Raw genomic sequence first — 21626 nt, forward strand, 5'->3', positions numbered from 1 at the left:
TGAGATGGGATCCAGACGACTTGGCCGTGCTGTTTACAGTGCTGATAAGTTCTTTCTCAGCTCCAGGAGCGGCTTAAACGGAAGTTGTCGGGTACTGAGCTTCTGCCCACCCAGATCAATTTTTGAGGTACTGGTAAATAGTTTCTCGACTGACTCCAAATTCCCTTGCGAGTTTGGCTTTAGGTTCGTCACTACGGGCTTTGAGCGCTGCTACCTGTGCCGTGGTAAGGCTAGGCTTCCGGCCTTTGTATGCGCCCTTTTTCTTGGCGATGGAAATACCTTCCTGCTGGCGTTCCCGAATCAAAGACCTCTCGAACTCGGCAAAGGCTCCCATGACGCTCAGGAGCAAGTTGGACATTGGAGAGTCTTCTCCTGTGAAGATCAGACCTTCCTTGACGAACTGTACCCTTACTGACCTTCCTGTGAGCGTCTGGACTAGGTTCCGTAGGTCATCTAGGTTGCGGGCAAGACGGTCAAGACTATGGACGATGACCGTATCGCCTTCCCTGACGAAATCGAGCAACGCTTTGAGTTGAGGACGGTGCGTGTTCTTCCCGCTGATCTTCTCAGTGAAAAGCTTGTCCACCTGGAGGCCCTCAAGCTGCCGCTCTGGATTCTGCTCAAAGGAACTTACACGAACGTACCCCACAACTTTTCCGGTCATGGTGTCAGTCTAGACTCTAAGAATCTATCTTGAAAGTGTCAGAAATTACTAAAGTGGACCCTAATCTGACACCTTTTTGTCTGTTTTCGGATGTCAGGAATGGGTATACCCCAGATTGACATATCTGACTAGCGATACGTAATTTATGTTACACTTAAACTACTCAATCACCAAAGGAGCAAGTATGAAAAAGACTGGGTGCTTCGTACTACTGATCTCGCTTAGCGTTAGCTGTAATCAGCCGCAGAAAAGTGCCATAACTGAAGAGAGAATAACTACGCTAGAGAATAAAATAGCTGGACTTGAAGATGCAAATTCAAATTTGAAGAATGAATTCTTAGTTTTACAAGACAAAATACACGATGAAGCGAAGACCTCAGACATTTTGTATACCGAGGCAGAATTAACTGGGAATGACTTAAAGAGAATTTACGGTCTTTTCAGAAACTTTTGTGGAGGATTTGATCGTTTTGGAAACAATTTAACAAACTATGTTGACGTTTGCGGAACCAGAGATGATATGTTGCCTACCGAATCAGGGGGTGTAAAGCGTATTGTAAAAGAGTAGTTTACGGTTGTTTCGAAGTGCCTGGAACCGTGAGGCATGTCAGACCTCAAGCAAATCATAGATGGGTGGAGGTTCCTCCTAGCCCGCACTGGAAATCAGACCACATGGTCGGGTTTCCATGCTATGATTATGGTAATTCTTTGAAGTAGACTTTCAAAGCGGCATAACCTAATACAAAAATGGGTATGAGTTTTTGCGAAGCCTCAGCTATTTTCTGGGCGCTTTCTGCGATTTCGGTAGCACTTTTAAATATTTCCACTGCGCTTTTACTTTTAACGGGCTCACCCATATGAGTGCCCACATTCTGAACGCTTTTTCCAATGAAAACGTTAATATTTTCGAACAGCTTATCCGGCCCAATGAAGTTTATTCTAGTGATGCCGTCCAACATTTCCATCAAAGTTTTTGACAACGTGTTCTTAATCTCATCACTGAAGCTTGACTTAGATACTATATCAAGCAAATCTATTATCCTATCTCTTAGTTCGTCAATTTCCTGTTGTGGAACAAGATAATGTTCTTCTTTCTCAGATATATTCTGATCTATCATGTCTGCTCTCGTCAAAATGTCTGGACTGAAGCCATGAATATGATTTATGCCAGAATTTAGGTTTGCAACTTCGTAGAGATTTGTAATTCCTTTAACTACATCCATGTTTGAGTCTCTGGCTCTCGCTGGAGAGTTCCTCTCCACATATTTCAAAGACGCATCACATATGGCTAACATAGCCTTGTAATCTTCGAGAATTTCAATCAAGGAATAGCCAGCATTTATGAATGGCCTACCTAAGACAAAAGAGATACTTGGACCTAGCATAAGATAACCGCCGTTCACAGTATACCTATTCCTAAATTCCTGTGATAAGTTTTGCGTACTGAGTTGGCGGGTTATACGTACTAAATTAGTAAGTGGACTGACGATGTCAGACGGTGCTTCTTGGGTCATTAGATTTGTATTCTAACTCAGAATTTCCCATACCTGAGCGTTCTCAGGTATATCTATAGCCACTCCGAAATGTGCACAGAACCGTTGAGCGTTACGCCGTCTGATATCGGCGTCCTGTCCGCCTGACTGCCTAGAACCTGTCCAGAGCCGCTCTAGCAAGGGAAGAGCAGGAGTGACCTAGCAAATCTTTTATACCTGCCTTCTGTCTATACTCCCTTAGTGCCGTATGCTGTCTTTATGGAAAGACAAGCGATAGTCACAAGGGTATCTAGCGACGGGCAAAGAGGAAATTTCAGCGAAGAGTACCAAAAGGATACGTGCGAACGTTACGGGAATGGAATGGGTTGGGAAACTTACGGCCAATTTCATGATGTTCAAACAGGAACAGATTATCTAAAGCGAAAAGCAGTAAGAACGGTACTAGAATTACTAGATTCAAAGATCATTCAACATGTCACATTCATGTCTATTGACCGGGTTGGACGTGAGAGTGAAGTTATTAAGCAGTTTGTCAAAGACATATACGCTAAAGGTGGAGACGTTTCTATTGCAGGTTCCAATCGTACATATGAAAGTTACCTGGAATGTATTACGGATCAAATCTGGAATATTGCACAAGCTGAAGGTGAACGATTAAGAATGATGGCACGTACTCAGCCTAATCGCCTTTTGGCATTTAAGAAAGGCAGTTATGCCAAGCGTGCGCCGTACGGATACCGAACAGTCTCTAGTGGTGCAAGACTTAAGCAAAAGTTTGTGAGTTTAGAAGTTGTAGAATCTGATGGTGAAACTATCCGCTCTATACTTACCTATTTTGCGAAAACCCGTAGCAAGTCGGCCACTTTAAGATATGCAAATACGGAAAAGCTTTCTTACATGGGAAATCCACAAAGCAATTGGCATCCAGGTACATTAAAACGCACTATTGCCTACGCAAATGTTTATGCAGGAATACCACAGATTCTCAGATACTCACCGAAAGAGCCTGTGGGCAAGGATAATCCAGAGATTGAATACACTTATCCCGCTATCATATCTCTAGAGTTGGCACAAGCGGTCAATTTGGCAAACAGCCTAAATGACCATAAGGGGACCGAGCTAAAAAATCCCAAGCCTTTTACGAAACTTGTGTGGTGTGAATGTGGAAAGCGTGCCAATTATGAAGAGAGTAGAAACTTAGCAAGTTCCCTTTTCAAATGTCCTACGGGACAACTCAACAAGCGTAATAGAAATCTAAACAGGCACGTAAGATATGAAAACGCCTGCAATCATGGGATTAGTCCTGTGATTCTAGAAAGAGTTTTGAGAGCCTACCTGTACAACCTCGACTCAGAATTGTTTATTTCAGAACTAGAGATAGAGTTGATGGACTATTACATGAAAGCAATGAACCTAATGGCAGACATAACCGCCATAAAAGCCTCAAGAGACAGCGCAGAGATACGCCGTAAGAGATACCGTGAAAGAATTTTGGAGACTGATCCCATAGAGTTTCCAGACTTTGTTGCAGAGATTAATTCCGCCATCAAAGAATTACAATTTGAGATAGATAATTTAGCAGAAAGAGAATCGCCCATTAAGCAGGAGCTGAATATGATTGAGAAAACATTTTCTCAGTTAGATTTACCACTATTTAACAATCTTTTACATGAAATTGGAGAGTGGGAACCTGACGAACAAGACGAAAAACTTTTGGAGGAAATTTACAGGCGCTATTCAGGTCTAGAAATCATGAATCTGGGATTAGATCAAATAATTCCAGAACTTAGGCACAGAATTCACCCACGAATGACAAAGGTTCGTAGTGCGGTTCAGGAACTCTCAGGGGCAGTAGACCATCAGGACTGGGAAAAGGTGTCTTACCTTATGGCCCTGCTAGGGCTGAGATTCCGAGCAGATTTTGCGGAACCTGGAATCAGCAAGCGAAGAAAGACTATACGGATAGAGATGAGCCTAGAAAACCCTATGCCAGTGGACGAAAATACACTAGGCCGTGGTTTTGTCTCTAATGGAGCAGGTTGTGCCCACCGGCCAGCGCGATTTCCAGCGCCCGGCGGGCTTGCCCCTGACCTTTGAGGTCAGCCAGATCAAGCGGCACGGAGCCGTCGTCGGAGAAGTCCGGGGCCTGGGCAGGGGTCAGGGGCACGTGGCCCGAGAGGTGCTGCAACGCTTCGCGCAGGGTGCGGGCCGGGTAGACCTTCACCTCGTCGATCAAGGCAGCCTCGCTGGCGTTGACCTCGCCCAGCAGCACATCCAACTCCTCTTGTCCGGCGAGCAGCGCCAGATTCACCGCGCCGCCGACGGGCCGCACGCTGCCGTCGAGTGCCAGCTCACCGGCCAGCAGCGTGCCCAACAGCGCTCCGGCGGGCAAGAGTTCCTGGGCAGCCAGCAGCCCCAGAGCAATCGGCAGATCGTACATCGGGCCTTCCTTACGCAGATCGGCAGGCGCGAGGTTGACCGTGATGCGGGCCGCCGGAAACGGCAGATTGCTGTTGCGAATCGCCGCCCGCACCCGCTCGCGCGCCTCGCTGACCGCCTAATCCGGCAGGCCCACGATATTGAAGGCAGGCAGACCCGGCGACACGTCCACCTCCACCGTGACCAGCACGGCGTCCACCCCGATGAGGGCAGCGCTGCAGGCGGTGGCGAGCATCAGGGCACTCCAGCAGAAGTGAAGCGGGCGGCACGAAACAAAGCGGCGGGCATGAAGATCACGCTAGCCGCCGCACCATCACCGAATTCTTTTGCGCCCCGGCAACCCGGGCCGCTTCAGCGCCTGCGCCGTTTGTTGATTTCCAGCAGCACCGGCACAAACGAGGCCACCAGAATGACGCCCACGATCACCAGGATGTACTTGTCGAGCACGTCGGCCGGAATGATCTTGCCCAGACCGTAGCCCGCCAGCGGCACGCCTGCGCCCCACAGCAGCGCGCCTACCGCATTGGCAATCATGAAGGTGCGCGGACTCATCTGGATAGTTCCGGCCAGGGTGGGCACCAGCGTGCGGATGATCGGCACAAAGCGCGCCAGCACCAGCGTCTGGTTGCCGCGCCTATCGAAGTACTCGCGGGCCTGCTCGACGTATTCGGGTTTGAGAAACCTGGCACGGGCAAACACGGCAGGGCCGAACTGCCGCCCGATGGCGTAGCCCGAAACGTTGCCCAGAAACGCCGCCACCACCGTCAGCCCGATAACCACCCCCAGATTGAGGTCGCCGCGCGCCGCGAACAGCCCTGCCGTGATCAGCAGGCTGTCGCCCGGCAGAAAAAAGCCCAGCAGCAGCCCGGTTTCGGCAAAGATGATCAGGGCCAGGCCCAGGTAGGAGAAGGTCTTGAGCAGGTATTCCGGATCGAGCATTCGGTGAGTCTACAGGCTGGCATCTGATCGGGGCGTCAGCCGAAAGTAAAACCCCCAGGGTCCGGGGACCCAACGTCCAGACGCTTAAACCCGGGTTAGGTCTTTCGGCAGCGGCAGAAACTCGATCTCGGGGTGTTGGGTCTGGGTGTAGTCGAGGTCGTAGGAACTCCTGAACAGCATCACCGGGCGCCCCTGGTCGTCCTCGACGTGGCGGGCGAAGCGGGCCACCGACGCCGTATCACCGGCCAGCCAGCGCACCAGCTCGTAACTGGTGACGTGCAGCTCGACCTCCACGCCGTACTCCTCGGCGAGCCGGGCCTGAAAGACCTCGAATTGCAGCGGCCCCACCGCGCCCAGATAGGGATCGCGCGCACCGTCGGTGGGGTAAAAAACCTGCACCACGCCCTCCTCGGCCAGCTGGGTCAAGCCCTTCATGAAGGCCTTGCGCTTGCCCACATCCTTCAGCGACAGCGTGGCGAAGGTCTCGGGCGTGAACCTCGGGAAGCCCGGCAATTGGAGTTTGGTGTCCAGGCTGATCACGTCTCCGATCTGAAAGACGCCGGGGTTGACCAGCCCCACGATGTCACCGGGGTAGGCGTCCTCGACCTTCTCGCGGTCCTGGGCAAACAGGGTATGGGCCTGCGAGAGCCGCAGCTTACGCCCACTGCGGGTGTGGGTCACGTCCATGCCGCGCTCGAAGTGGCCGCTCATGACCCGCATGTAGGCGGTGCGGTCGCGGTGGGCCTTACTCATATTGGCTTGGAGCTTGAAGATAAAGCCCGCGAACGGCGCGTCGGGATCGCGCTCGCCGAGGTTGGTCTCGGTGGGGCCGGGGGCGGGCGCGAGGTCCACGAAGCGGCTCAGGAAGTGCTCGACGCCGAAGTTGTTCATGGCGCTGCCGAAGAACACCGGGGTCAGCTCGCCCGCCAGGAAAGCTGTCTGATCGTAGGCGTCCATCGCGCCCTCGATCAGCTCCACGTCCTGCCGGAGCTTGGCCGCCAGGTCCGCGCCGACCAGCCGGGGCAGCTCGGGGTCGTGCAGGCCCGCCACCTGCACCGGGGCGCGCTGCTTGCCGCGTGCGGTGCGCTCGAAGACCAGCACCTGCTTGGCCTGAAGGTCGTAGACGCCCTTGAAGTCGGGACCGTCACCGATGGGCCAGGTCAGCGGAATGGCCGCGATGCCGAGGGTACTCTCGACCTGTTCGAGCAGCTCGAACGGATCGACGGCAGGGCGGTCCATCTTATTGATGAAGGTGAGAATCGGAATGCCCCGGTTGCGGCACACCGCGAACAGCTTCTCGGTCTGCGCCTGCACGCCTCTGGCCGCGTCGAGCACCATCAGTGCCGAGTCGGCGGCGGTCAGGGTGCGGTAGGTGTCTTCCGAGAAGTCCTGGTGACCGGGGGTGTCGAGCAGGTTGATGTGGCGGCCCGCGTACTCGAAGGTCAGCGCCGAGCTGGAAATCGAAATGCCGCGCTGCTGCTCGATGCTCATCCAGTCGGAGGTAGTGTGGCGCATCCCTTCGCGGGCGGTGACCGATCCAGCCTGCTGGATCGCGCCGCCGTAGAGCAGCAGTTTCTCGGTGATGGTGGTTTTGCCCGCGTCGGGGTGCGAGATGATGGCGAAGGTGCGGCGGCGCAGGATTTCGCGCTCCAGCTGGGCGTCGGTGGCGCTGGGGGCAGCAGGTGAAGGGGTGTCCGCGTCGTCTGAGCTGGGAATGTCAGAACTGGGCGTCTCTGAACGGGCGACGTCTGGCAGCGCCGTGTCTGTCACGGCACTGTCCAGCACAGTGGAGTCAATCAAGGGGGAATCGGTGGTGGTCATACGGCACTCCTGCGGGCGCTGGCGAACAAGCGACAACGGCGATCACGGAACTGAGGTTCGTTTCTGCGACTCAGGGCCAAACGGGTCGACCGAACAGGTCAATGTGGCGTGAGGAGAAACATCATCCGTTCATCATACCGCGTCTGGAGCGGCAGCAAAAGCCCCCAGCGCCGCGTCCAGGGTGGCCAGCCGCGCCTGCACCAGCGTGGCCGGGTCGCGGTGGTAGCCCCCGGCCATCAGCGACACCAGCGGCGTGTGGGTGCGGGCCGCCCAATTGTAGACTCGCTCGTCGCGCGCCCGCAATCCCTCTAAACTCAAGGCCAGCCGCCCCAGTTGATCGCCTGCCAGCACGTCGGCTCCGGCCAGGTAAAACAGCAGATCGGGGCGAAACTCCTGCACAGCGGGCAGCACCGTCTCACTCAGCACCGCCAGATACTCGGCGTCCTCGGTGCCATCGGGCAGGGCCACGTCCAGCGTGCTGGTTTCCTTCCTGAACGGGTAATTGTGTTCGGCGTGAACGCTGAGGGTAAAGACCCGCGCCTCGTCAGCGAAGATGCTGGCGGTGCCGTTACCCTGGTGCACGTCCAAGTCGAGAATCAGCACCTTCCTGACGAGTCCGGCGTCGAGGACGTGCTGGGCCGCAATCGCCACATCGTTGAGAAAGGAGAAGCCCTCGGCGTGATTGGCGTAGGCGTGGTGGGTGCCGCCACCCAGGTTGAGACCCAGGCCGGTGCTGAGGGCGTCCCAGGTGGCGCTGAGGGTCGCGCCGCACGACGCCAGCCCACGCTGCACCACCGCTGGATGCCAGGCGAAGCCCAGCGCCCGCTCCTCCTGGCGGGTGACCTCGCCTCTTTGCCAGCGGGCCAGGTAAGCCGGATCGTGAACGCGCTCAGCCAGCGCCCAGGGCAGATCTGGGGCCGCCAGCAGCGGGAAGCGTTCGGCGGCCCCGGCCAACAGAGTCAGCAGGTACTCTCGTGGCAGAAACTGCCTGCGCGGCGGCGGTGCATCGGTGTAGGCAGCATGCAGGAAGGGTGTGAAGGCACGGGGCACGGCTGAGTCTAGAAGGTGACCCCGCTCCTCAACGCAATCGGTCTCCCTTTGAAAGGTTGTGGTAGGCACATAGCAGTTGTACGTTCTCAGACTTGAGAGAGGTGCCGCCTTTAACAAACGGCAAGACGTGATCGAAGTGCAAATCTTCGGTAGCCCCGCACTCGACACAGCGGCCCTCATCACGACACCAGACTTCAATCTTGATCCAGGTAGGAATGGCCCGGCGTCTGGACGGACGGGGTGTCTGAGCAAGCACCTCCCTATCTTCGACGGGGGTCAAGCGGAACTTGAACACTCGGCGCGGTCCGCTCTGTTCTTGCCAGGAATCAACCAAGTTGAAAACGCCAGCATCAGATCAAATGCCTGCCCGGAGTTTTTCATACACCTGAACGCGCTCCGGGGCTGTTTGCGACAGCTTGGCCGCCTGAGCCGCCGCGTGGAACTTACCTTTCTCGCTCGGCCTACCGCTGGGCAAAAACTCCGGCTGGTCCAGCGTTTTGGGGTCAGGACTTCCTGCCCGTTTGGGCTCGTCATGCCCTTCGTAAATCAGGACCATACCGTCTGCCTGCCATAGATCGTGATAGGGCGCTCCCGGACGGGTAGACATCAGCACAACCGAGTGAGCGCCGTGCAATTTGAAATTCATACTGCGCTGAAGGTGGGCGTTCTCGCGCAAACACAGCTGCATATAACTGAGAATTTGATCGGCCACAGTCATCGGAGTGTAGAGCTTCAAAGGCAAGAGAGCGGGGCCGATAAGCCACACGGCCAACAGACTTGCTACACTCCCCTTGACCCGCTCAGGTTCCCTGAGGTCCGGCTTTCCTTCCCGCCCGTGAGAGGTTTTGATTCGTGAGAAGCGCCCCCCAGTCCACCGACTGAAGACGACACCCGTTGTCTGAGCGCCCTGCCGTGCGCCCCGCTTTGCCCGTGGGGCCGCGCTGCCACATTCAATACCGAGGGAAGATGCTGCTCAAGCTGAGCCATGTCGCCCGCACTCGCGGCGACCAATTGATTTTCGAAGACGTTTCTCTGACCCTGCAGCCCGCCGAACGCCTGGCCCTCATTGGCGAGAACGGCAGCGGCAAGACGACCCTGCTGCGCTTGATCGCCGGATTGGAGCAGCCCGACAGCGGCCAGATCGAGCGCTCGGGTACCCTGGCCTACCTACCCCAGCACGCGCCGCAGCCGTCCGGCCAGGTGCTGGAGGCGGTGACGCCGCCGGAGCTGCGAACCGCTGCCCAAACGCTCGCCGCCGCCAGCGACGCCTTGAGCAGCGCGACTCCGAGCGCCTTAGACGCCTTCAGCGCCGCCGAGGAGACGTACCGCGTACTGGGCGGCTACGACTTCGCGGCGCGAGCGCGGGCTGTGCTGGGCGGCCTGGACCTATCTCCAGACGCCTTGACAGCTCAGCTCTCGGGCGGGCAGACCCGACGCGTACTGCTGGCCCAGCTGCTGCTCTCCCCCGCGGAGGTGTATCTGCTCGACGAACCCACCAACCACCTCGACGAGGCGTCGGTGCGTTGGCTGGAAGACTGGATTGTCCACAGCCGCGCCGCCTTCGTGCTGGCCTCGCATGACCGGGCTTTTCTGGATGCGTCAGCCACCCGCAGCGCCGAACTGGAACGCGGGCGGCTGACGCTCTATCCCGGCAACTACGCGGCGGCGATGGACCTCAAAAGCACGCTGCGGGAAGCGCAGGGGCGCGACCACCGAGCGCAGCAACGCCAGCGCCGCGCCCTGACCCAGGAACAATCCCGGCTCAGCAGCCAGGCCCACAGCGCTGGGAAGTTCAGCCACCGCCGCGCCGGAAACAAACCGCTGCTGGCCGCCAAGAACAAGGCGGAGGGCGTCTCCAACACGCTGGCGGGCCGCGCGAAGGCCCTGGAACACCGCCTGACGCAACTGGACGCGGCAGCCACCGACAAGCCCTATGACGACCGCCGCCACCTGACCCTCGATCTGCCCTCCGCTCCGACTGGACCCGCCGAGGTGCTGACGGTGCGCGGCCTGAACGTGCGCCGGGGCGAAACCACCGTGCTGAGCGGTGTCGATCTGGACGTGCGCCGGGGTGAGAAGATCGCGCTGACCGGACCAAACGGCGGTGGCAAGAGCACGCTGCTGCTGGCATTGCTGGGCCGACTGCCTTCGACGGGCAGTGTGCGGCTGGGCACGAGCGTGCAGGTTTACTTTGCCGGACAGGGGGGCGAGGAACTCTCCAGCTTTCTTACCCTCAAGGACGCCCTGCTGGACGCCAACCCCCTGCTGACTTCGCACCAGCTCTATGAGATTGCCGCCCAGGTGGGCCTGCCGCCCGACCCCGGCTTCCGGGTGGCCGACCTCTCCGGCGGGCAGCGCACCCGGCTGACCCTGGCGCGGCTGGGCGTGACCCGCGCCGGGCTGCTGGTGCTCGACGAGCCCACCAACCACCTCGACGTAAAGGCCATTGAGGCGCTGGAAGGGTTGCTGCAAAGCTTTCCCGGCACGCTGCTGCTGGCGAGCCACGACCGGCGGCTGCGCGAGCGGGTGGCGACGCGGGTGTGGAACGTCGGGTCGGGCGGGGTGCGGGCGGACTGATGGTCTAAGCGCTGAGTTCGCGCCCCAACCAGGCCGCCGCCGTGTCCATCAGGGCGGCAGCCGCCGGAGACAGGGCAGTCATGTTGGCAAAGCCGTGAATCATGCCGGGGCCGCTCTGCTGCTCGGCGCGGTTGCCTGCTTTCTTGAGGGCCTCGGCGTAGGCCGCGCCCTCGTCGCGCAGCGGGTCGAACTCGGCGGTGAGTACCAGGGCGGGCGGCAGATTCCCCAGGTCGGCGTTGATGGAGCTGACGTGTGGGTGAAAAGCGTGCTGGGCGTCGGCCAGGTACATTTCGCCGAAGAACTTCATGCGCTCCTCGGTCAGGAAGTAGTCCTTGCCGTTTTCCTGCCGTGAGGGATAACGCTCGGTATTGCCGAAATCGGTGGCCGGATAGATCAGCAGTTGCGCTTTGATGGCCGGGCCATGTTCGTCGCGGGCACGCTGGGTCACGGCGATGCTGAGGCTCGCGCCCGCGCTGTCACCCGAAACGGCCAGCTTGGAAGCGTCCACACCCAGTTCAGCGGTATGCCCGGCAGCCCACACGAAAGCGGCGTAGGCGTCGTCCACCGGAGCGGGAAACTTGTGTTCGGGAGCGAGGCGGTACTCCACGCTCAGCACTGCCGTATTGGCCCCCTCACACAGCTCGCGGCAGACCTGATCGTGCGTCTCGATGCTGTAAGCCACAAAGCCGCCACCGTGGTAGAAGACCGTCAGCGGCCAGCCGCCTTCAGGTTTCGCGCCCAGCGGCAGATACAGGCGGGCAGGCAGTTCGGACTCGGGGCCAGGAATCAGCAGATCACGGGTCCCGGCGATCTTGGTGGGGCGCTTGGGCGTGCGCTCGGCGCTGGCGATCACCATCTGGCGCATCTCGCCCAAGCCATTCGGCTGCGGCGCGGCGGCGAATTGAAGCAGGACTTCTTTTAGGGCAGGGTCTAGTGGCATTGGGGTCTCCATTATTTGTTCAGAAGCCAGTTGAGGTGTTTTCTTAAATCAGCCGCGTGATGACACCAGTGGGTGTCATACCCGAAGCGGAGTCGGGAAACCGCACCTGAATTATTGACATGGGCAATTTCAAGTGAGCGTCCCAAAGCAAGAGCGATGTCGGTCAGGTCATCAATCGCGTCACCCACTGAGGAAAACTGCTCTCCCAGTTCTTCACCGGGATCTTTGGCATAAAAACCGAGCTCAGGCCACTGCCGACTGATCTCAGCTCTTAATGTTTCGTACTTCAGTTTCGATTGAAACTCTTCCGGCCAGCCGAAATTGTTGGGAAAGCCCTCGGCCACGCTCACCACGGCAAGCAAGGCATAATCCAGCTCCAGCAAAGAGGCATCGCGGCGTTCAACAAACAGCTCAAAAGCAGGCGCCACGATGTGCGTCATCAACTCCTGAGCCGTTTGCCGATTCACGCTTACAGCACCTCGAACAACCCCGCTGCGCCCATGCCGCCGCCGACGCACATGGTCACGACCACATGCTTCGCGCCCCGGCGTTTGCCTTCCAGCAGGGCGTGTCCGGTGAGCCGTGCGCCGCTCATGCCGTAAGGGTGGCCGATGCTGATGCTGCCGCCGTTGACGTTGTACTTCTCGGGGTCGATGCCCAACTTGTCGCGGCAGTAGATCGCCTGCACCGCGAACGCCTCGTTGAGTTCCCACAGGTCAATGTCGTCGACAGTCAGGCCGTGGCGCTTGAGCAGACGCGGCACCGCGAACACCGGCCCAATGCCCATCTCGTCGGGTTCGCAGCCGTGAACGGCAAAGCCCTTAAAGAGGCCCAACGGTTGCAGGCCGCGCTCACGGGCGAGGTCGGCGCTCATGACCACGCAAGCCGAGGCACCGTCGCTGAGTTGCGAGGCATTGCCCGCCGTGATGACGCCGTCCTCGAAGACCGGCTTGAGCTTTTGCAGGCCTTCCAGTGTGGTGTCGGGGCGGTTGCCCTCGTCAAGCTTGAGGGTCACTTCCTTGTCGGAAATTTCTCCAGTGGCCTTGTCCTGCACTTTCATGCTGGCGGTAAACGGCACGATCTCAGCGTCGAACTTGCCCGCCTGCTGGGCGGCGGCGGTGCGCTGCTGGCTTTTCAGGGCGTATTCATCTTGCGCCTCGCGCGAAATGCCGTAGCGCTTGGAGACGATTTCCGCCGTTTCCAGCATCGACATGTAGATGGCGGGCTTGTGCTCCATGAGCCACTCGCCGCGCAGCCGGTACTTGTTGGCATGCTCGTTCTGGGTCAGGCTGATGCTCTCCAGCCCGCCCGCCACAATGATGTCGCCCTGTCCGGCCATAACGCTGTTGGCGGCCATCGCGATGGTGTTGAGGCCGCTGGAGCAAAACCGGTTGACAGTCACACCCGCCACACTGACCGGAAAGCCGGAGCGCAGGGCGATCTGGCGGGCGATGTTGGAGCCAGTGGCACCCTCGGGGTTGCCCGCTCCCATGATCACATCTTCGATCTCGGAGGGGTCGACGCCTGCTCGCTGGACAGCATGGGTGACGGCATGCGCGCCCATGTCGGAGCCGTGGGTGTCGTTGAGGTAGCCCCGGTAAGCCTTGCCGATGGGGGTGCGGGCGGTAGAGACGATAACAGCTTCAGGCATGGTGGAACTCCTTTGGTCGAGAGGGCTTGTGGTTTATCGCTTGTTGTGAGAGGAGACGAGTGGCAGACTGTAAAAATTGTGCCAGCCCTGCCGCCGTGTGCTGGGGAGTATGCGCCGCCAGCACGCGGGCACGGGCTGCCTCTCCCATCTGACGGGCACGTTCGGGATTGACCGACAGGCGGCGCAGCGCCAGCGCCAGCAGGTGCGGGGCGGGCGACACCAGCAGGCCCGACACGCCGTCCTCGACGAGTTCGGCCTGCGCGGGAATCGGGGTGGTGATGATCGGCAGGCCCGAGGCCATCGCTTCCAGCGTCACCAGCGACTGGTTCTCGGCCAGCGTGGGCTGGAGCAGGGCGTCGGCGGCGCGGTAGAGAGCGGGCATGTCATGGCGGCGGCCCAGGAAGCGGACGTTGCCGAGGCGGGCCAGCCGCTTGAACTGCACCGCCAGTTTGCCCAGGGCCGAGTCCATATCGCCCACGAAAACAAAGTCCAGATCGCGGGCATGCCGGGCCGAGCGCAGCGCCGCCCACTGGTTTTTTTCCACGACGAAGCGGCCCGGCACCAGCACCGTGAAGCGGGTAAAGCCGAACTCGGCGCGGAGGGCGGCGCGTTCCGGTTCAGTTGCTGGGCGGAAACGGTCCACGTCTACCCCATTCTTGACGAAGCCGGAGGCAGGGAGTTTGGTGCGGCGCAGCCACCCATCCGCCCACTCCGAGACGGTCAACACGCCGCTGGCTTTCTTCATGCCCCAGCCTTTGGTCAGCCGGAAGCCCAGGCGGTAAAAGGCCCGCAGGCCCAGCGGATAGAAGAATTCCAACTGGTCGTGAATGACCACCCAGCGCGGCTGGGCGAGGTGGGACAGCAGGCGTAGGTAGGTCAGCAGGCCCCAGGCGTGCATCACCCGCACGTCGAAGTCGCGGGTCAGGGCGGGCAAATCACTGAGGCGCTTGAAACGGGTCACGGGGAGGCTCGCCGCCGTCAGCCGCTCCGCAAGAGGATCTAAGGCCGCTCCCACCGGCAAGAACACAGCCGGGTCAATGCCCTGCTCAGGCAGATGCGGCAGCACGCTGAGCAGCCACACTTCGCTGCCCGCCACGCGCGGCGCATCGGTGAGAAAGGCGGCAGTGGGCATCAAGCAGGCCCCTCCAGCGGCACGACGAAAATCTGGCAAGTCTCTTCCTCGCCGCCCACTGAGGCGTAGAGGCGGCGGGCCACCGCATTGTCCGGCTCGGTCAGCGTCCAGGCCGCCACGCAGCCCAGCGTGCGGGCGTGATCCAGCAGCGTGTCCATCAGCCGCCGCCCCAGCCCCTGCCCCTGATAAGCGGCTGAGACCCCCACCTCGTTGATGAACAGTTCCGGCGGCTTGTCGGGGTGGACGTAGCGCACGCCGGATGCCATGCCGACCACCGCTTCACCGTCCAGCGCCACGGCCAGATGATGCTGGGGATCAGCGAAAAACTCCGCCGTCCAGCGCGAGTCCACCGGATTGTCGAACACGTCTGGGGCGAGGTTTTCCAGGATATGGGCTTCCAAGGAAGTGAGGACGCGGACTGTGGTGGGCATGGGCTTCACCTCCTGATTTTGAGAGCTTCCACTATCAGTACGAGAATCAATTGGCCTACTTGAATGACGGGATCGAAATTTTGACGCGGCAAGAAGCTGAGGCGAATTGGAAGAGCAAGCCGAGATTTCCTCAGTTCCAGCAATGGCGAAAAGAATTTAATCAATCACGCTGGACGCCAATATTGCAGGATTGCTCATGCAATCCTTCAGAGGTGATAGAGGCGCGCTCATAATCTATGAATTAAACCAGTTGACAGATAAATTGAATTTTTTGAGCGACGGTCATGATTGATGCCTGGAACATTTTGAATCGCTTAAAGGGGTTCTAGATCTGATTCTCAAAAGTTAGATACAGCAACATCATTTGTTGTCTAGCTTCTCGCTTTCTCCTTGTCCCACCCCGCGAACGTCCCCCCCTGCTCCGCCAACTGCTTGAGCAACGGCGCGGGCGTCTGTCCGTACTGCTCCAGATCGGCCACCACGTTCTTCAGGCCCTGCTCGTCGGCGTACTGCATCGGGCCGCCCCGGTACGCCGGAAAGCCGTAGCCGTAAATGTAGATCACGTCGATGTCACCCGCCCGCTGAGCAATGCCCTCTTCCAGAATCTTCGCGCCCTCGTTGACTAGGCTGTAGGTCAATCTCTTGGCGGCTTCCTCCTGACTCACTTCGCGCGGCGTGATCCCCTGCTCGGCGCGGTAATCGGAGAGCAGCTGCGCGACCTCGGCGTTCGGCCTGGGCTTGCGGTCCTCGCCGTAGTCGTAGATGCCCGCCGCCGTTTTCTGCCCCTTGCGGCCCTTCTCCACAATGCGGTCGAGCCAGCCGTCGGGCTTGGGCTGCCCCGCAACCTTGGCCTGGTGCTGGCGAATAGCGTAGCCGATGTCCAACCCGGCCATATCGCCCATCTGGAACGGCCCCATCGGGAGGCCCAGCCCGTTCATGGCGGCGTCCACGTCCTGCGGCGCGGCTCCGGCTTCCACCAATTGCCGGGCCTCGTCGCTGTAGCGGTGAATCATCCGGTTCCCGACGAAACCGTCACATACGCCCACCACCACGCCGACTTTCTTTATTTTCTTGGCGAGCGCCATGCTGGTCGCCAGCACCGAGGCCGAGGTCTTATCGGCCCGCACGATCTCCAGCAGCTTCATCACGTTGGCGGGGCTGAAGAAATGCAATCCGATCACGCTTTCGGGGCGCCCCGTCACGCTCGCGATCTCGTTCACGTCCAGGGTCGAGGTATTGGACGCCAGAATCGCGCCGGGTTTGGCGATGGCGTCCAGCTTGGTGAAGATGTCCTTCTTCACGTCCATGTTCTCAAAGACCGCCTCGATGATGATGTCGGCGTCCTTGAGATCGGCCATGTCCAGGGTGGGCGTCAGCAGCCCCATCCGTTTTTCCACGTCGTCCTGGGTCATGCGGCCTTTCCTGGCGGTGTTCTCGTAATTCTTGCGAATGGTCGCCAGGCCCCGGTCCAGGGCGTCCTGAGCGGTTTCCACGATCGTCACCGGCAGACCCGCATTCAGGAAGTTCATAGCGATGCCGCCGCCCATCGTGCCCGCGCCGATGATGCCCACCGCCTTGATCTCGCTCTGCGGCGTGTCCTTGCCGAGCCCGGCGATCTTGCCCGCCTCGCGCTCAGCGAAGAAGATGTGGCGCAGCCCACGCGACTGCGGCGAGTCCTTGGCCTGCATGAACAAGCTGGCCTCGGCGTCCCAGCCTTCCTGAAACGGTATGGTGGTGGCCTTTTCGGCCAGATCAATAATCAAGCCGGGCGCGAGCTGGCCCTGGTGCGTCTTCTTGATACCCTCGCGGGCGGCAGCAAAGACTTCAGGACTGCCTTCGGCCGCCTTCTCACTGATGCGCGGCAGCGGGCGTTGGTCGGCATGCGCCTCGGCAAACTTCACCGCACCCGCCAGCAGATCGCCGTCCACGATCTCGTCAATCAGGCCCAGCCCAGCCGCCTCACTGGCTTTCACCGGGTTGCCCGACAGCATCATCTCCAGCGCCTTCTGAGCGCCCACCACTCTGGGCAAACGCTGGGTGCCGCCCGCACCCGGCAGCACGCCGAGTTTGACTTCCGGGAGGCCCAGCATGGCGTCCTTGACCGCCACCCGGTAGGTGCAGGCCAACGCCACTTCCAGACCGCCGCCGAGGGCCGTGCCGTGAATGGCCGCCACCGTGGGCTTACTGAAGGCGTCGAGCCGGACGATGAAGCCGCGCAGGTCGGGAGCCTGGGCGCGCGGCATGTCGAAGGTCTTGATGTCGGCCCCGGCGATGAAGGTGCGTCCGCCGCCGATGATGACCACCGCCTTCACGCTCTGGTCCTGCTCGGCAGCGTCAAGGCCCGCGCGCAGGCCTTCCGGGACGCCCAGCGAGAAGGCGTTGACGGGCGGGTTGTTGATGGTCAAAACGAGAACGTCACCCTGACGGGTCTGGCCTACGATGCTCACGGTGCTACCTCCAGAAGAGAGATGCTGAAACGCTGAACGTGTCAGACAGGTTGTCTTGGCCCGCCCATGGTTTCACGCGGGAGGCGGGTGGGTCAACCCGATGCAGGCAGTGACAGGCGGCAATTGTGCAACGTGCCTCCACCTTCATCCCAGCCCCCAGACGGCGCTTAGAGTAAAAGACATGACTCAAGCCCAGACCATGCGCCAGATTCTCGTTGAGCAGACCGGCAACCCCGACGTGATGCAGCTTCGCGACGCCACCAGGCCCGAACCCCGCGCGGGTCAGGTGCGCCTCAAGGTGCAGGCGGCAGGCATCAACTTCGCCGACGTGCTGGCGGTCAAGGGCCAGTACCTGACGCCCACCAAGCTGCCGTTGATTCCCGGCGGCGAATTTGCCGGAACCATCGACGCGCTCGGGGAGGGCGTGACCGGCTTCGAGATCGGTCAGCAGGTCGCCGCACTGACCGGGCAGGGGGCCTTGCAGGAATACGCCATCGTTCCGCTGCGCGGCATCATTCCTGTGCCAGACGGCCTGGACGCCGCCGAGGCCGCCGCTTTTCCGGTGAGTTACTACACCGCTTACATCACCCTGGTCACACTGGGCCGTGCCCAGAAGGGCGAGACGGTGCTGGTGCAGGGCGCGGCAGGCGCACTCGGCACGGCGCTGATTCAGGTGGCCACCGCCCTCGAACTCAACATCATCGCCATTGCCAGCACCGACGCCAAGCTCAAACTGGCCGAGGGTCTGGGCGCACACACCACCCTCAACTCGGAACGGGAAGACCTCGTGGACGCGGTGAAGGAAGCGACTGGCGGCAACGGCGTTCACATTCTGGTGGAAATTACCGGTGGTGAAATGGTCGCCAAAAGCCTGAAGATGCTCGCCAACATGGGCCGTCTGATGATCGTGGGCGCGGCCAGCGGTGAGCAGGCCAGCATCAACCCTGCTGCCCTGATGAAGAAGAACCTGAGCGTGACCGGCGTGTGGCTGACCCCGATGCTGGGCGACCAGAACATGGTCCGAGACGCGCTGGCCTTCTTCAATCCGCTGGTGGCGGCAGGCAAGCTGCGCCCGCAGGTCGGGCCGCGCTACCCGCTCGCCGAGTCGGCGCAGGCGTTTCAGGACATTCTGGACCGCAAGACCACCGGCAAAGTGACCATCGAGCCGCAGAAGTAAGCGGTGCTTTCCCTCACGGCGCAGACCCGCATTCGCCTGGCCCGGCCCAGCTCGGACCTCGAGGCCGCCGAGCGCTTCTACGGGCAGGGCCTGGGCCTGAGCGTGTTGCACCGGCACATCGCCACCTCGGACGCCGAGTTCTCACTGCTGATGCTGGGCTTGCCGGGAGCCAGCTGGCATCTGGAACTGACGCACTCGGCCCGGCATCGCGTCACGCCCACGCCCAGCGCCGACGATCTGCTGGTGCTGTATCTGGGGACCGCCGCTCCGGAGAGCACAGTCAAGCAGCTGGAAGCCTGCGGCGGCGTGCGGGTGGCGGCGCTCAATCCCTACTGGGACGAGTGGGGCGTGACCTTTGAAGACCCCGACGGTTACCGGCTGGTGCTGTGCCGCCGCGACTGGTCGGTCTGAGCGGCAGCCCTGGGCATCAGCAACCCGCCAAAACGACATTCGGTCCGCACGCTGTAAGCTAGACAGATGCATCTTCTCCAGGGCCGCTACACAGCAGAACACCGCAACGGCGGGTACTTCATCAAGATTCTGGAAGACTACGGCCATCACAGTGCCAGCGTCAGCAAGGAAGATTGGCGGGCCGACATCGACACGCTGACCCACGCGCTGACGCAGCTCGATCCCAGAGTGGAGGTCAACACCCAGGTGGGCAAACTCGTCTGGCGCTTCTCGCGGCGCGAGCGCGACAGCAACACCGGAGCCAGCGCCTACTTTCAGGGCCGCGCCCAGACCCTGGTCACGCCCATCGTCCGGCGCTAGAGCTGGGCGGTCACCTTCCGTTCACACCGTCGGGACAAGGCGTAAGGCTTTGTCCCGACGGTCTTGGCACACCCACCAGTTGTTTACCCCGCACAGACGGCGAACCGGGCGATCCGGCACACCTTCAGGGTTGCCCGGCTAGCAATCCCCCTTCAAAAGTTTTAGACTGAGTACAAGCAGCAAGACAAAACCCCTCCACCCAGCTCAGCACGCGCCAAGGAGAAGACCCATGCCCAGCTACAAAGCACCGCTCCGCGATTTTCGTTTCGTGATGCACGAGGTCCTGAAGGCAGGCGAGGTCCTCAAGGAGATGCCCTACTACGCCCAGAACGAGACCGCCGACGCCGATCTGATGGATCAGGTGATCGAGGAGGCCGCCCGCTTCGCCGAGAACGAACTTGCGCCGCTCAACGCGGTGGGCGATCAGGAAGGCTGCAAGCGCGACAATGACGGCAACGTCACCACCCCCACCGGCTTCAAGGCCGCCTACACCAAGTTCCGGCAAGCAGGCTGGACCGGGCTGGACGCCGACCCCGCCTGGGGCGGTCAGGGCATGCCGCACGTGGTCAACATCGCCACCAGCGAAATGAACATCTCGGCCAACACCGCCTGGAGCATGTACCCCGGCCTGTCTCACGGAGCCTACAGTGCCCTGGTCGCGCACGGCAGCGACGAACTGAAAGCCACCTACCTGCCCAAGATCGTCTCGGGCGAGTGGACCGGCACCATGTGTCTGACCGAGCCGCACGCCGGAACCGATCTGGGCATCATCCGCACCAAGGCCACGGACAACGGCGACGGCAGCTACGCTATCAGCGGCACCAAGATCTTCATCTCGGCAGGCGAGCACGATTTCACCGACAACATCGTCCACCTGGTCCTGGCCCGGCTGGAAGGCAGCCCGGAAGGCACCAAGGGCATCTCGCTGTTTCTGGTGCCCAAGTTCCTGGTCAACGCGGACGGCGGCATCGGTGAGCGCAACGGCGTGGTGTGCGGCAGCCTGGAGCACAAGATGGGCATCAACGGCAACGCCACCGCTCTGCTCAACTTCGACGGCGCGACCGGCTACCTGGTGGGCGAGATCAACAAGGGCATGAACAACATGTTCACCATGATGAACGCTGCCCGCCTCGGCACCGGTATGCAGGGCCTGGGACTCGGCGAAGTGGCCTACCAGAACGCCGTGGCCTACGCCAAGGACCGGCTCCAGATGCGCCACGAGCCGCGCATGTTGCCGGGCGAGAAGGCCGACCCGATCATTGCTTACCCCGACGTGCGCCGGATGCTGCTGACGGGCCGCGCCTACAGCGAGGCAGGCCGCGCCCTGGCCCTGTGGCTGGCGCTGAGCCTCGACACCGAACACCATCACCCTGACGAAGCCAAGCGCCAGGAAGCCGCCGATCTGGTCGCGCTGCTGACCCCGGTCGCCAAGGCCTTTATGACCGACAACGGCTTCAATGTGGCGGTGCAAAGCCAGCAGGTCTTCGGCGGACACGGTTACATCCGCGAGTGGGGTATGGAGCAGTTCGTGCGCGACGCCCGCATCGGCATGATCTACGAGGGCACCAACAGCATCCAGGCACTCGATCTGCTGGGCCGCAAGGTGCTGATGGACGGCGGCAAGAAGTTGCAGCGGCTGGCAGCGCAGGTCGAAGCGCTCGTCAGCGAAGTGGCGGACGACGAGGAGCTTCAGGGCTATGCCGACCAGCTCGGCAAGGCCGCCGGACAGGTCGCCACCCTGACGATGGTCGTGGGCCAGAAGGCCATGCAAAACGCCGACGAGGCCAACGCCGCCGCCGTCGATTACCTGCGGTACGTGGGCCACGTGACCTACGCCTTCCTGTGGGTCAAGATGGCCAAGGTCGCGCTCGACGCCGTGAAGGCGGGCCAGGACAAGGACGGCTTCTACACGGCCAAGCTTCAGACCGCCAAGTTCTACTTCGACAAGCTGTTTCCCGAAACCAAGATGCTCTCTGCCACCATCAAGGCGGGCGGCGACTCGCTCGACGTGGACCTGGGCATGTTCGGCGTCGAGAAGGAACTGGCGACGGCGTAAGTTCAATCCTGAGCTGAAACGGCCTTCGCCTGCGGGTG

At 60.4% G+C, this 21626-nt stretch carries 21 protein-coding genes and 1 pseudogene; 7 read left to right on the plus strand and 15 right to left on the minus strand.

Annotated features, from left to right (window positions below; translation table 11 throughout):
• Positions 1 to 115 precede the first annotated feature (115 nt).
• Positions 116 to 664 carry a recombinase family protein gene (locus tag GUI70_RS10820; RefSeq protein ID WP_161882334.1) on the minus strand — a complete coding sequence of 183 codons (549 nt, stop codon included), beginning with the start codon at positions 662 to 664 and terminating at the stop codon, positions 116 to 118.
• 184 nt (positions 665 to 848) lie between these two features.
• Between GUI70_RS10820 and GUI70_RS10825 the strand changes: the two genes are divergently transcribed.
• Positions 849 to 1232, plus strand: coding sequence for a hypothetical protein (locus GUI70_RS10825; RefSeq protein WP_161882335.1), 384 nt, complete (start codon positions 849 to 851; stop codon positions 1230 to 1232).
• A gap of 127 nt (positions 1233 to 1359) precedes the next feature.
• Here the strand turns inward: GUI70_RS10825 and GUI70_RS10830 are convergent, their stop codons facing one another.
• Positions 1360 to 1989, minus strand: coding sequence for a hypothetical protein (locus GUI70_RS10830; RefSeq protein ID WP_161882336.1), 630 nt, complete (start codon positions 1987 to 1989; stop codon positions 1360 to 1362).
• A gap of 408 nt (positions 1990 to 2397) precedes the next feature.
• Here GUI70_RS10830 and GUI70_RS10835 point away from each other — a divergent pair, with 408 nt between their 5' ends.
• On the plus strand, positions 2398 to 4254 hold the full coding sequence (locus tag GUI70_RS10835; RefSeq protein ID WP_161882337.1) for a recombinase family protein: 1857 nt from the start codon (positions 2398 to 2400) through the stop codon (positions 4252 to 4254).
• Here the strand turns inward: GUI70_RS10835 and GUI70_RS24985 are convergent.
• The 7 genes and pseudogenes from GUI70_RS24985 to GUI70_RS23990 all read right to left on the minus strand — a co-directional run bounded on the left by GUI70_RS24985 (position 4184) and on the right by GUI70_RS23990 (position 9124).
• A complete protein-coding gene (locus GUI70_RS24985; protein ID WP_272952871.1) occupies positions 4184 to 4468 on the minus strand; it encodes an ATP-binding protein in 285 nt (94 codons plus the stop codon). The genes GUI70_RS10835 and GUI70_RS24985 overlap by 71 nt on opposite strands.
• Positions 4442 to 4702: pseudogene (locus GUI70_RS24990) on the minus strand (magnesium chelatase domain-containing protein); the annotation flags it as partial. The gene GUI70_RS24985 and the pseudogene GUI70_RS24990, both read right to left, overlap by 27 nt.
• Positions 4703 to 4947: 245 nt before the next feature.
• Positions 4948 to 5535: a DedA family protein gene (locus tag GUI70_RS10845; protein WP_161882338.1), complete on the minus strand. Its 588-nt coding sequence runs from the start codon at positions 5533 to 5535 to the stop codon at positions 4948 to 4950.
• Between the two features lie 84 nt (positions 5536 to 5619).
• The gene (locus GUI70_RS10850; RefSeq protein ID WP_161882339.1) at positions 5620 to 7356 is read right to left on the minus strand and encodes a peptide chain release factor 3; all 1737 of its coding nucleotides are present in this window, start codon (positions 7354 to 7356) and stop codon (positions 5620 to 5622) included.
• 132 nt (positions 7357 to 7488) lie between these two features.
• The gene (locus GUI70_RS10855) at positions 7489 to 8406 is read right to left on the minus strand and encodes a histone deacetylase family protein (RefSeq protein WP_161882340.1); all 918 of its coding nucleotides are present in this window, start codon (positions 8404 to 8406) and stop codon (positions 7489 to 7491) included.
• A gap of 28 nt (positions 8407 to 8434) precedes the next feature.
• Entirely contained in the window at positions 8435 to 8701 is a 267-nt protein-coding gene (locus GUI70_RS25240; RefSeq protein WP_368733634.1) for an HNH endonuclease, read from the minus strand.
• A 60-nt stretch (positions 8702 to 8761) separates the two neighbouring features.
• Entirely contained in the window at positions 8762 to 9124 is a 363-nt protein-coding gene (locus GUI70_RS23990) for a hypothetical protein (protein WP_202630456.1), read from the minus strand.
• Between the two features lie 248 nt (positions 9125 to 9372).
• On the opposite strand from GUI70_RS23990, the gene GUI70_RS10865 reads away from it, so the two are divergent.
• On the plus strand, positions 9373 to 10983 hold the full coding sequence (locus GUI70_RS10865; protein ID WP_161882341.1) for an ABC-F family ATP-binding cassette domain-containing protein: 1611 nt from the start codon (positions 9373 to 9375) through the stop codon (positions 10981 to 10983).
• A gap of 4 nt (positions 10984 to 10987) precedes the next feature.
• On the opposite strand, the gene GUI70_RS10870 is transcribed toward GUI70_RS10865, so the two are convergent.
• The 6 genes from GUI70_RS10870 to GUI70_RS10895 form a co-directional block, all read right to left on the minus strand.
• Complete coding sequence (locus GUI70_RS10870; protein WP_161882342.1) at positions 10988 to 11923, minus strand: alpha/beta hydrolase; 936 nt, start codon at positions 11921 to 11923, stop codon at positions 10988 to 10990.
• A gap of 11 nt (positions 11924 to 11934) precedes the next feature.
• On the minus strand, positions 11935 to 12363 hold the full coding sequence (locus tag GUI70_RS10875; RefSeq protein ID WP_237724844.1) for a DUF5063 domain-containing protein: 429 nt from the start codon (positions 12361 to 12363) through the stop codon (positions 11935 to 11937).
• A 29-nt stretch (positions 12364 to 12392) separates the two neighbouring features.
• Entirely contained in the window at positions 12393 to 13574 is a 1182-nt protein-coding gene (locus GUI70_RS10880) for an acetyl-CoA C-acyltransferase (RefSeq protein WP_161882344.1), read from the minus strand.
• Entirely contained in the window at positions 13567 to 14706 is a 1140-nt protein-coding gene (locus GUI70_RS10885) for a glycosyltransferase family 4 protein (RefSeq protein ID WP_161882466.1), read from the minus strand. Before GUI70_RS10885 ends, GUI70_RS10880 begins: the two co-directional genes overlap by 8 nt.
• On the minus strand, positions 14706 to 15137 hold the full coding sequence (locus tag GUI70_RS10890) for a GNAT family N-acetyltransferase (RefSeq protein ID WP_161882345.1): 432 nt from the start codon (positions 15135 to 15137) through the stop codon (positions 14706 to 14708). The genes GUI70_RS10885 and GUI70_RS10890 overlap by 1 nt, the downstream gene beginning before the upstream one ends.
• 371 nt (positions 15138 to 15508) lie before the next feature.
• Positions 15509 to 17584 carry a 3-hydroxyacyl-CoA dehydrogenase NAD-binding domain-containing protein gene (locus GUI70_RS10895; RefSeq protein WP_161882346.1) on the minus strand — a complete coding sequence of 692 codons (2076 nt, stop codon included), beginning with the start codon at positions 17582 to 17584 and terminating at the stop codon, positions 15509 to 15511.
• A 181-nt stretch (positions 17585 to 17765) separates the two neighbouring features.
• On the opposite strand from GUI70_RS10895, the gene GUI70_RS10900 reads away from it, so the two are divergent.
• The 4 genes from GUI70_RS10900 (at position 17766) to GUI70_RS10915 (ending at position 21588) form a co-directional block, all read left to right on the plus strand.
• Complete coding sequence (locus GUI70_RS10900; RefSeq protein WP_237724845.1) at positions 17766 to 18761, plus strand: quinone oxidoreductase family protein; 996 nt, start codon at positions 17766 to 17768, stop codon at positions 18759 to 18761.
• A 3-nt stretch (positions 18762 to 18764) separates the two neighbouring features.
• On the plus strand, positions 18765 to 19172 hold the full coding sequence (locus tag GUI70_RS10905; RefSeq protein ID WP_161882347.1) for a VOC family protein: 408 nt from the start codon (positions 18765 to 18767) through the stop codon (positions 19170 to 19172).
• A gap of 66 nt (positions 19173 to 19238) precedes the next feature.
• Complete coding sequence (locus GUI70_RS10910) at positions 19239 to 19532, plus strand: hypothetical protein (RefSeq protein WP_161882348.1); 294 nt, start codon at positions 19239 to 19241, stop codon at positions 19530 to 19532.
• A gap of 229 nt (positions 19533 to 19761) precedes the next feature.
• A complete protein-coding gene (locus tag GUI70_RS10915) occupies positions 19762 to 21588 on the plus strand; it encodes an acyl-CoA dehydrogenase C-terminal domain-containing protein (RefSeq protein ID WP_161882349.1) in 1827 nt (608 codons plus the stop codon).
• The last annotated feature ends 38 nt before the right edge of the window (positions 21589 to 21626 follow it).

Source organism: Deinococcus alpinitundrae (assembly GCF_009982895.1).
GTDB lineage: Bacteria > Deinococcota > Deinococci > Deinococcales > Deinococcaceae > Deinococcus > Deinococcus alpinitundrae.